Genomic DNA, 11,412 nt, shown 5'->3' on the forward strand with positions numbered 1-11,412 from the left:
CTGCAATTGTACTTCGAGTTGGTCGTACAATTCAAAATACGCCGCTCCTGATCTCAGAAGCGGCTTTTATTATTTATGTATTTCAGAAGTGAAATGGAATTCTATTTCAGGATTGTTGGTACGTTCTGTATTTAAGTACCATTCAGACTGCGCCAGGTATACCAGGTGGCCATCTTTATCAGATACAATGTTCTGTCCCTTAAAACGGATAAAGTCTTCTATCTTCTGCTTATTGCCGGTAATCCAGCAGGCTTTATAGAAAGGAAGGGTGTTGAACTGGCAGGAAGCGCCATACTCCTGTAACAGGCGGTACTGGATTACTTCAAACTGCAGGTCGCCCACACAACCAATGATCTTACGGTTACCACCATGCTGGGTAAATAACTGTGCTACCCCTTCATCTGTTAACTGTAAAAGACCTTTTTCCAGCTGTTTGGTTTTCATCGGGTCTTTATTGATCACCTCTTTAAACAACTCCGGAGAGAAGCTGGGAACACCGGTGAAGTAAAAATCTTCTCCTTCAGTAAGAGTATCACCAATTTTAAAGTTACCGGTATCAAATAAACCTACCACATCACCCGGATAAGCATCATCTACTATATTCTTGTCACGGGCCAGGAAGCTGTATGGATTGCTGAAGCGTACTTCTTTATCCAGTCGTACGTGATGGAAGAACTTATTCCTTTCAAAACGTCCGGAGCATACACGAAGGAAAGCGATACGGTCGCGGTGACGGGGATCTAAGTTCGCATGGATCTTAAAGATAAAACCGCTGAATTTATCTTCCTGTACATCTACCGGGCGGGTACTGGCTTCGCGGCTACGCGGAATGGGTGCGATTTCCACAAAGGTATCCAGCAGGTCTTTTACACCAAAGTTATTTACGGCGCTACCGAAGAAAACGGGAGCCATTTTACCCTGGAGGTATTCTGTGTTATCGAACGTATCATACACACCTTCAATCAGTTCCACGTCTGCACGTAACTGTGCAGCATCCTGTGTATTGAAATGTTCGTCTATATAAGAGCTGGAAAGGTCTGTAAGGGGAACGATATCATCATCCGTTGCTTTCTTGTTAGGGGCAAAGGAAACGAAGCTTTTATTATAGAGGTTATAAACGCCTTTGAAGTCTTTACCGCCGTTAATAGGCCAGCTGAGGGGACGCACCTTGATATTCAGTTTTTCTTCCAGTTCGTCCAGGAGGTCGAAAGGGTTTTTACCGTCACGGTCCAGTTTATTGACGAATATGATCACCGGGGTATCACGCATCCGGCATACATCCATCAGTTTACCGGTTTGTTCTTCCACCCCTTTCACACAGTCTATCACCAGCACAACGCTGTCCACAGCGGTGAGCGTACGGTAAGTATCCTCAGCAAAGTCCTTGTGACCAGGGGTATCCAGCAGGTTAACCAGCATATCCCTGTATTCGAAGGTCATTACGGAAGTAGCCACAGAGATACCACGCTGGCGCTCTATTTCCATAAAGTCGGACGTAGTATGCTTCTTGATCTTATTGGATTTTACCGCTCCGGCCGTTTGGATAGCGCCACCGAATAACAGAAATTTTTCTGTAAGGGTGGTTTTACCGGCATCCGGGTGGGCTATAATGGCAAATGTCTTCCGTTTGTTGATTTCGCTTGCGTACTTCATATTAGTTTGTACCAAAAATGTTTGCAAAGGTACTTAGAAAGAATGAGAAGAATGGTGAATATCATGATTAATCATTAATTTACATGTATCTATGATAGCCACTATAAAAATATTATGGAACAGCCTTAAAATGGCTTTACAGGAGTTGCGGGTTAACAAACTGCGTACCTTCCTGTCCCTCTTAGGTATAACCATCGGTATATTCTGCATTATTGCCGTTCTCACGGCTACTAACAGTCTGGAAAGCAATGTTCGTACTGACCTGGCAGCGCTGGGTGATGACGTGATATTTGTCCAGAAATGGCCCTGGGAAGGTGGGCCGGATGCGCCCTGGTGGAAATACATGAACAGGCCACTGCCTGAATACAAAGAGTTGAAATACATACAGGACAAGGTACATAGTGCCAGCGCGGCCGCATTTGCATTCTCTTCCAATAATAAGCGGATAGAATATGGGAATGATTATATGCAGGGGGTGGATTTTATGGCTGTTACGCAGGATTACGATAAAGTGCAGCAGATCTCCATTTCAGCGGGTCACTTCTTTATAGGCAAGGAAAACGATGGATCGGCCAACGTGGCCATCATTGGTGCTAACCTCTGGGAAGGATTGTTTGGCTCTGCGGAAGCAGCATTGGGCAAAACTGTCCGTATTGAAGGAAGGCCGACCAAGATCATAGGGGTGTTGAAAAAGAAAGGTTCCAGTATGCTGGACATTGTCAGCTATGATAATATTGTAATAGTACCTTATAAATATGGGCGTACCATTGTGGATGAACGCCGGTATGCGGACCCTTATATCCTGGTAAAAACGGCTCCTACTTCTACCATGCCGGAAATGAAGGATGAGCTGAGGGGTATTATCCGGGCTGTTCACCGGTTGAGGCCTACAATGGAAGATAACTTCTCTCTTAATGAGATTACCAGTGCTTCTGATGATCTGAATGGCGTATTTGCTGCTATCAATATGGGTGGCTTTTTCATCGCCTTTTTTGCGCTGGTGGTGGGAGGGTTTGGTATTGCCAATATCATGTTTGTAACGGTGAAAGAACGTACCAGTATTATCGGGCTTAAAAAAGCCATTGGCGCCAAACGCAGTGTGATTCTCATGGAATTCCTCATGGAATCTATCCTGTTGTGTATCGTAGGTGGTGGAATAGGTTTGCTGCTGGTGTTCCTGGGGACCCTGGTAGCCAATAGTCTCAGTACTTTCGTGGTAACGCTCACACTTTCCAATATTATCCTCGGATTGACTATCTCTGCTTTTGTAGGGATGATAGCAGGGTTTATCCCGGCGTTTTCTGCTTCTAAATTAGACGCTGTGGTGGCAATCAGGAGTAACTAATTTCCTACCTTTGCGCCCATGTCTGTAAAAATACTGGCCATAGAGTCTTCTTGTGATGATACCGGTGCGTCTGTGCTGGTGGATGGAAAAATATTATCCAATTGCATTGCCAACCAGACAGTGCATGAGCAATACGGAGGTGTAGTGCCTGAGCTGGCATCCCGTGCACACCAGGAGAATATTGTGCCTGTGGTGGATTTGGCGTTGAAAAAAGCTGGTGTTAGTAAAGAGGAGTTAAGCGCGATCGCTTTTACTCAGGCTCCTGGTTTGATGGGGTCTTTGCTGGTGGGTAGTTCTTTTGCTAAGTCCCTGGCAATGGCGCTGGATATTCCGCTGATAGCGGTGCATCATATGCAGGCACATGTGCTGGCTAATTTCATTGCAGAATCTAAACCTTCTTTTCCTTTTTTATGCCTTACTGTTTCTGGTGGGCATACCCAGATAGTTCGCTGTGATAGTCCGCTGCAGATGAAAGTCATCGGCGAAACGCTGGATGATGCGGCGGGGGAAGCCTTTGATAAAAGCGCTAAATTATTGGGTTTGCCATATCCGGGTGGCCCGCTTATCGATAAATATGCTGCTCAGGGTGATCCCAAAAGGTTCAAATTTCCGGAGCCGCAGATACCAGGGCTTAACTTCAGCTTCAGTGGTCTTAAAACATCTATACTTTACTTTATACAGTCGCAGGAACCTCAGTTTATACAGGATAACCTGGCAGATATCTGTGCCTCTATCCAGCAGCGTATTATCAGTATACTGATGAATAAACTGGTAAAAGCATCTAAAGAAACCGGTATTAAAGAAATCGGTATAGCAGGAGGGGTGAGTGCAAATTCCGGTCTTAGGAAAGCATTAGAAGAGCAGGGTGCGAAATATGGCTGGAATACGTACATCCCGAAATTTGAATATTGTACGGATAATGCTGCGATGATCGCTATTACAGCATGGTACAAATACCAGGCAGGCGAGTTCGCAGGACTGGATGTTATTCCTGGTGCAAGAGCGGCTTTTTAATCTCTTATGGCAAACAACTATTTCCGTTTCAAAGAATTTACTGTGTATCAGGATGCCTGTGCTATGAAAGTATGCACAGATGCATGTATTCAGGGCGCTTATACAGCCCGTTATATACTGGAAAATAACCTGCCCTCTTCAGAGATTATGGATATTGGTGCAGGTACCGGGTTATTGACTTTAATGCTGGCACAACAACTCCCGTCATCACATTTTACAGCTATTGAATTAGATACTGCCGCAGCGGGGCAGGCTATTGATAACATTGCAGCTACTCCCTGGGTTAACAATATCAAAGTGATAAACGCAGATACACGGGAGCTACCTGTAGCCTTATACGATTTCATCATTACCAATCCGCCATTTTACGAAACAGACCTGAAAAGCAATGACCAACTACGTAATCAGGCTATGCATGCTACTACTTTAAATTATACATCACTGTTAGAAGTAATCACAAACCATCTAAAACCAGATGGTGTATTTTCCATATTACTCCCTTATCAACCCTTTACAGATTTTGCTGCAAAAGCCGCTGACGCAGGGTTTGATGTACAGCAGATATTGCACATCAAACAAAGTGTACAACACGATTATTTCCGTTCTGTTGGTATTTTTAAGAAGAGAGAAGGAGTAACGAATATAGAGGAAATGGCTATCCGCGAAACAGGTAATATATATACTCCTGCATTCACAGATCTGTTAAAACCTTATTACCTCTATCTATGAAACAGATAGCTCAGTTGAAAAAAAAATTGATAAAAAATTTGGTAATATTTTTCCAGTGAATTAGATTTGTGTTGTAGTTTTTAAAAACAGAAGAAAAAAGAAAACGCTCTAGAAGCACGTAGTTTTAAAAAACGGAAGAAAAAGAAAACGTTCATTTAGCTCTTGAAGCACGGAAGAAAGAAAAAAACGTAGTTTTAAAAAAAGAAAGAAAAAAAAGATAAGTTTTGAAAAAGGCCCGGGTTCTGCCCGGGCTTTTTTCGTTGTTGTATTTGTTTTTATGTAGGAAATTATATTTATTAAAAATCAGAAAGTTTCACGATTATGTATCAATTACAAGCAGAGGAAAGAAAAAAAGCACCTCTTTTAGATTTTGCCTATCTGGGCAGAATTGATGAATTTTTAAAACGGCTTAGAGAGATGGCTATGACTGAAAATTGGAATTATTTCAGGACTTATACTACGAGGCCATTGCCTATCCTTTACAATTATTTGAATCATACATTCATGAGATTAAAGGAACAGGGAAAAGTTATAGAAACATCTGGTTTTCATTGCTTTAATACTGGCCTGGTAACAGATCATCAACAGGAGATTTTTGCAGTTTTTAAAGAAAATGAGAAGGGAATGCGTTTTATGAAATTTTGTACGGAAAGCGATAACACCATGAGTTATTATTCGTCCTTACCTGAAAGGGCTACCTATTTCACAAATCCGGCAGATTTGATTTTTGATAACAGATTAGATTTTAGGATAAAAATTGATCACATTATTGGCGATGAGGCTAATTTTAGTCGATTCCCGGTAGAGATACAACAACTTTCTCAACATCAGCTTATTAATACATTTAATGGTGCTTTAGAACATGCGAAAAAGAGAATTAACAGGAATTATAAGACTGCAATTCCTCAATTTTATAGAGGACAATATGTTCCGCAGGGCCAGCTTCAATTACTTTTGCCACTCTGTTTGATCGAACCTCATCAGGCAGACTTAGCTCTTACTATTTATAAAGAAAATAATTTTTATTCAGGACGAACATGTTTGACATTAGATATGGCCATTAATAATGCTCGTTTAATAGCAAAGCCGGATGATGAATGGCTTAAGCCATAATGAAAAGACGATGATTAACCCTGCGTTTTCTTTCTTTTTATAAATCTGCATAATCCTGCAGATAAGAAAATCTTTCAGTCAGATGCCCCTTTTGCGCTATAGTGGCATTATGTAAAGTCTCACTCTGATCTTTCAGTAATTCATCAAACACATACTTCATCAACTGATCTCCGAAGTATTGCGAAGCATCCCTTGGCAACTCATTTGGCAGGTTACTCACGCACATCATATCGACTGTATCGGGCAGGTAAGGAGCTGTTTTCACATGTGTATGTCTATCCACTCCATATACAGGATCTTCAATCGTAGAATCCCCCAAATTACTGGGAATAGAACCATTGGTATCATCTGTAATATCAGCTATTGCCCGTATCCGGAAATTATCTTTCGCGAGGTCTGTCCAGGTAAAAAGAGGGGCAATCCGTTCATCCCAGTAAATCCCGTTCATCAATATATCAGTCGCTGTTACAAAGGGTAAAAATCTGCAATCATATTTATCCGGATGCAAATGGAAATCTTCCCTGCTATAAGTTTTATCCGTTTTCCTGAGATAAAGTTCTCCGGCTTTTAACTGTGTATATACCGGATATGCATAATTATTTATGAGATATTCTTCCGGTGGAATATACTTAATCCCCAGTAATCCCATTACTTCCAGCGTCCCCGCTGCTACTCGTCCGGAGCCGGTAATAGCAATCTTTAAAGGAGGTAATTTAGTCCCGAAATAATGATTGATCAGTTCTTTAAAGTCATGGCATTCATGCACAGGTGTTAATGAAAATGTGCCTGTTTTCTTCCCATAAGTTAATATCCCGTTATGAGCGCCAACAACTCCTGCAAAGAACCCGAATCCCAGGATCCGTTGTCCATCTTCATGCACGAGGCATTCATAATCTATGAGTGTGATCTGTTTTTGCAGGATGGTTTGCAGTAAATGCTGGTTTTGTGGTTGTTTCTTTCTGGTATGAGAGAAGAACAGATATGTTTTCCCTGCTAATAGTTTCTCTGATGGAACTTCTTTAATCCCGAGCAGTACCTGGCAGTGGGAGAGATCTTCAGAAAGGGTAACCCCTGCTTTCAGGTATTCATCATTTTTAAAACAGCGCCAATCGGACGGCTGTACGGTAATATTTACCTGTGGATAATTGCGTGTGATCCATTGGCATTGCAGTGGAGTGAATGCGACCCTGTTATCATGCGGCTGTTTTTCTTCCCTTATAAGGCCAATCTGTAACATTAGAATTTGAGGTTTGTTTTGTTTTGGTTTTCTAAACTAAGCAATTATTTAACAGTAGCAACAATATTCGTAATTTTACCACCATGTTTAGGCACAAAGGCAAAAGTAGAACATATCTTCATAATCTGCGATTGGCTTCAACACTTTCATTTATTGCAGGTATTGTTAATATTACGGGCGTCTTGTCTGTTAAAGTATTAACCACAAACGTTACTGGCCATTTTGCCTATTTTTCGGAAGAGCTGGTAAAAAAGAACTACCTCACAGCCCTGGTTTTCCTGATTTACATTTTTTGTTTCCTGGCAGGTGCATTCATATCTAATCTCTTAATTGAAACGGTTATAAGGATAAAACCAGCAGTGGCTCATACTATTCCTATGATCATCGAGATCCTTATTTTGACAATTACAGGGATGATGGGCGGTGTTTTAGCAGGCTTTCAGGGTCAGGTAATAGCCTGTGCTTTATTATTTGCTATGGGGCTGCAAAATTCTTTGGTTACAAAAGTCTCACAATCGGTAGTTCGTACCACACACTTAACAGGATTATTTACTGATTTAGGGATTGAATTATCCCAGTTATTCTTTTACCGCCAGGAAGCTGAATTCCGGCGATTATCCAGAAGCATTTATCTGAAATTAGCTATCATCAGCTTTTTCTTTATAGGATGTGTACTGGGGGGCTTTATTTTTAAAACATATGCATTAAAAACACTTTTCTTAGCATCTGGTTGTTTAATCATTGCGTTGTATTATGATAGTATCATTTATCATTATTATCATTTAAAGAGAAAGGTCCGTAATGAAAACAGCCCCAATCCATAGGATTGAGGCTGTTCAAAATTTATTCTACCACCACTTTCTTCCGCACATTATCCAGAGAAATAATGTAAATACCCTTAGTCCATTTAGAAATATCTATCTGCACCTGGGTAGCCGGACCTGTAACAATTGAGTTATAGATCTGCTGACCGGTAATGCTGTAAACTTTCAAAACAGATTTGCCTTTCAAACCTTTTGTCTGAACTGTAAGGAAATTTGTAGCCGGATTAGGCCAAACACCTATTGAAAGCGGTGTTTCATTGTCTTTTGTAGCAGGAGTAAATGCGATAGTTGCACTTTTCTTTGCAGCTGAAGCGGCATCTGCATACACTTCAAATTCCCACAGAGAAACACCATATACAGTTGCTCTCTTCACGCTATACATTCTTACATAACGGGCGCTCACGGCAGGGAAACTAAGATCCTCTGTACCTCCAACACCAGCGGTTACTGTTTTTTGGGCAGTCCAGGTGCTGTTATCAGTAGAAGTTTCTATACGATAAGAAGTCGCATATGCCACTTCCCATTTCAGTACTACTCTTGAAATATTCTGAGCAGTACCAAGATCAACTTCTATCCATTCGTTATCTGTATAAGCAGAAGACCAGCGGGTAGTAGTTGCGTCACCATCAAAGGCTTTATACGCTTCAAAACCGGTAGTTTCTACAGAAGAAGCTGTAATGGTTTTGTTAAGCGCTATATTCTGAGATACCGGAGAGAAGCTGAACCAGTTGAAGTTAAAGGATGCAGCATCCATTACTACGCGCATTACTTTTGTACCAGCAGTTAATACAGGTGTAGTAACGCTCACGGTAGCAAATGTCTGCCATGCACCGGTATTTGGTACGGTGATAGTGCCGGAGATATTCTGGCCACCCATTTCAATATGGAATGTTTTTCCCGCAGCAATAGCAGCTACTCTGGCCTGTAATGTGTAGGCACCTGCATTGGCAATGTTTACAGTATATTCCAGCCATTCGCCAGCCTGAATCTCACCTACATCATATCCGCCTTCTGTAGTACCTTCTATGTCTACGCCTTCAGTAGTACGATACTGGCCTTGTGTATTAGTCGCCGTTAAATCATGATAAGCAGCACCTTCTCCGCCATTATCATAATTTTCAGCTTCTATTTTTCCAGGGATAGGCCATGCTGTTCCACCATAAGGAGTCTGTGGTGCAGCACCATATACTTCCAGTTCGTAAATAGAATAACCATAGGCAGTCGCTCTTGCTGTACCATAAATTCTCACATAACGACCGGAGGCAGTCAGCCCGGTGTTATCGTTGGTCAGCGTCGTATTACCTGTAACAGATTTTACGGTAGTCCAGGTAGAAGCATCGGTTGATACCTGTATCTGGTAAGCGGTAGCATAAGCAGCTTCCCAGGTAATCTTCACTTCGTTAATATCATAAGTAGCACCCAGATCCACATACACCCATTGTGGATCAGCGAAAGCAGAAGACCAGCGTGTGGAATAGTTACCATCTGTAACATTAGAAGCTACTACACTTGTAGTGGTAGTTGCTTCAAGAGAAGAAGCGGTAACCGGTTTGCCGGATGCGAGGTTCTGAGGGACCGGTGTGCCACCTTTACAAACAGATCCCAAAGTGTTATAAATAGAATTGATATCACCATATTCTGATGCAATATCCCAGATCATGATCCCACCTGCAGTTGTTTTAGCAAGGTTGGATTTCCATACATGTTCTGCTGTGGTATTATCAGAACTATAAAACGGAACACCCAGCATTCTTTTGCTTTGAGGAACACCGCGGGAAGTCCAGTAGGAAATAGAGCTGCTGGCCAGGTTATTATCCCCGTAACACATAATGTTCACGAGGTCTAACATGGTAACATCATCATAGTGATCACCGTTGTTGCTCGCGCTTTCAGATACGGCAGCAGTAAACAGTTTACCCATTCCATGCAACTTGGTACCAAGAGCAGTAGCCAGGCTATTCCATCTGGCTTTTGTTGTGGGATATTCCCAATCCAGGTCAATACCATCCAGGTTATACTGAGTAACCAGGTTGCCACAGGCAGTGGCCAGGTTATTGATGGAAGTGGTACTGCTTGCAATTGTTTCAAAAGGAGTGTTGCTGGGTGAGGAGTCCAGCCATCCGCCTATTGATAAAAGCACTTTAACGTTATTGGCATGAGCTCTGGTAACGAGGTCTGTTAGTGTGGAACCACCATCAACAGATCCAATTTTACCATCAGTGCCAGGGATAGCAAATGCATAACAGATATGCGTGTATTTGCTGTAATCAATTTTCGATGGCGCATTAATGTAATAATTGCCACCGGCTACCCAGGAGGGATAATATCCCACGATGTTGTAGCACGACAATTGCCCGAAAGAGACCCTCGAGAGCATAACGAGGGCAAGAAGAAAAATCCATTTGATTTTTTGCATACTAGCTTTGTTTTAATGATTATGTTAAGGGTGTAAGGTGCTATTTTGAGAGGCTGTAATATAGCCGGGTTAAGATTGCGTTACAATCCTGAATCATAGGTTTTCAATCGGTTATTTTGAGAATGAGTTACTTAACGTGAATAAGGTAACATTACCTTATATTAATATAAATATAAAAATACATTTAATCTGAATAACTGCAATATAAAATTTATCTTATTTCCAGAAAGTTCCTAACTGCTTTAGCATCAATAAAAAGCCAGGACCAGGCATTTCACCATGAGCAAAAACATCAAATTCATAGAGGAAAGTTTTCTTGTGGCCCGCCAGTTTCATCATTCTTGCCAGGTAATTTAGGGAAGTTTTGCTACCAGTTTTTCCGGCATCAGTTTTAAAATAGTATAGATCAGTTTCCATTTAAGACCAGGGACAATGGTAAATGTATTTCCTGCGTTCACGACTGCGCTGGCTATGAAAGCAGGCTCCAGCATTAAAGATTCCGGCAGGTTTAGTCCTGCTGTCATCTTACTGCGTATATAACCTGCTACAATCACATTCACTTTAATATGTCTGGCAAAAAGATATTGTCTTAACCCGGCAAGGTACTGTGTAAATGCAGATTTGGTACTGCCATAAATAAAGTTGCTCTTCCTGCCTCTTACTCCTGATAAAGAGGACAGGCCGATAATCCTTTCTAACCGGTTATTATCTTTATCCATCGCAACAATATTAAGGATAGATACCGCCCCTGCATAATGTACCTGCATCATCCTGAAACTCCCTTTAAAATCAAGCAGAGCTTCTTCATTATTCTTCAGATACCCGGCCGCATATACGACGATATGTGGCTTTTCAGGTAGTTGTTGGTAAAAGTTTTCATGACTGTCAAAATCAACGGCATCAAAGTAAAGAATAGTAACCAGTTCTTTCTGAGGTACATGCTGCTGCACAAAAGTATGCAGCTCGTCCGTACTGCGGGAAGCCGCAAGGATACGGTAGCCTTTAGCTGCATATTGTATAATGGCTGCTTTAGCTACGTCTGAGTTGGCACCAAGCAGGAGAACGGTTTTACTTTGCATTT

General features: G+C 41.6%; 10 protein-coding genes. 5 read left to right on the forward strand and 5 right to left on the reverse strand.

Annotation, left to right across the window (positions count from 1 at the left end):
- Positions 1-69 precede the first annotated feature (69 nt).
- Positions 70-1,653, reverse strand: a complete 1,584-nt coding sequence (locus BMW86_RS29665) for a peptide chain release factor 3 (RefSeq protein WP_089787146.1) — start codon at positions 1,651-1,653, stop codon at positions 70-72.
- A gap of 91 nt (positions 1,654-1,744) precedes the next feature.
- On the opposite strand from BMW86_RS29665, the gene BMW86_RS29670 reads away from it, so the two are divergent.
- The 4 genes from BMW86_RS29670 to BMW86_RS29685 all read left to right on the forward strand — a co-directional run bounded on the left by BMW86_RS29670 (position 1,745) and on the right by BMW86_RS29685 (position 5,854).
- Positions 1,745-2,998 carry an ABC transporter permease gene (locus tag BMW86_RS29670; RefSeq protein ID WP_089787148.1) on the forward strand — a complete coding sequence of 418 codons (1,254 nt, stop codon included), beginning with the start codon at positions 1,745-1,747 and terminating at the stop codon, positions 2,996-2,998.
- Positions 2,999-3,016: 18 nt separating this feature from the next.
- A complete protein-coding gene (gene tsaD, locus BMW86_RS29675; RefSeq protein ID WP_089787151.1) occupies positions 3,017-4,012 on the forward strand; it encodes a tRNA (adenosine(37)-N6)-threonylcarbamoyltransferase complex transferase subunit TsaD in 996 nt (331 codons plus the stop codon).
- Between the two features lie 6 nt (positions 4,013-4,018).
- Positions 4,019-4,741 (forward strand): tRNA1(Val) (adenine(37)-N6)-methyltransferase, encoded by a 723-nt coding sequence (locus BMW86_RS29680; RefSeq protein WP_089787153.1) that lies wholly within the window; start codon positions 4,019-4,021, stop codon positions 4,739-4,741.
- A gap of 321 nt (positions 4,742-5,062) precedes the next feature.
- On the forward strand, positions 5,063-5,854 hold the full coding sequence (locus BMW86_RS29685; RefSeq protein WP_089787155.1) for a DUF3825 domain-containing protein: 792 nt from the start codon (positions 5,063-5,065) through the stop codon (positions 5,852-5,854).
- 37 nt (positions 5,855-5,891) lie between these two features.
- Here the strand turns inward: BMW86_RS29685 and BMW86_RS29690 are convergent, their stop codons facing one another.
- Positions 5,892-7,091, reverse strand: coding sequence for an NAD(P)-dependent oxidoreductase (locus BMW86_RS29690; RefSeq protein WP_089787157.1), 1,200 nt, complete (start codon positions 7,089-7,091; stop codon positions 5,892-5,894).
- Between the two features lie 131 nt (positions 7,092-7,222).
- Between BMW86_RS29690 and BMW86_RS29695 the strand changes: the two genes are divergently transcribed.
- A complete protein-coding gene (locus BMW86_RS29695; RefSeq protein WP_255373040.1) occupies positions 7,223-7,915 on the forward strand; it encodes a YoaK family protein in 693 nt (230 codons plus the stop codon).
- 19 nt (positions 7,916-7,934) lie between these two features.
- Here BMW86_RS29695 and BMW86_RS29700 read toward each other — a convergent pair whose 3' ends face one another.
- The 3 genes from BMW86_RS29700 to BMW86_RS29705 all read right to left on the reverse strand — a co-directional run bounded on the left by BMW86_RS29700 (position 7,935) and on the right by BMW86_RS29705 (position 11,410).
- The gene (locus BMW86_RS29700; protein ID WP_089787162.1) at positions 7,935-10,331 is read right to left on the reverse strand and encodes a discoidin domain-containing protein; all 2,397 of its coding nucleotides are present in this window, start codon (positions 10,329-10,331) and stop codon (positions 7,935-7,937) included.
- A 216-nt stretch (positions 10,332-10,547) separates the two neighbouring features.
- Positions 10,548-10,670, reverse strand: coding sequence for a hypothetical protein (locus BMW86_RS33260; protein WP_255373041.1), 123 nt, complete (start codon positions 10,668-10,670; stop codon positions 10,548-10,550).
- 14 nt (positions 10,671-10,684) lie between these two features.
- The gene (locus tag BMW86_RS29705) at positions 10,685-11,410 is read right to left on the reverse strand and encodes an SDR family NAD(P)-dependent oxidoreductase (RefSeq protein ID WP_089787164.1); all 726 of its coding nucleotides are present in this window, start codon (positions 11,408-11,410) and stop codon (positions 10,685-10,687) included.
- Positions 11,411-11,412 lie beyond the last annotated feature (2 nt).

The organism is Chitinophaga sp. YR573 (assembly GCF_900110995.1).
GTDB lineage: Bacteria > Bacteroidota > Bacteroidia > Chitinophagales > Chitinophagaceae > Chitinophaga.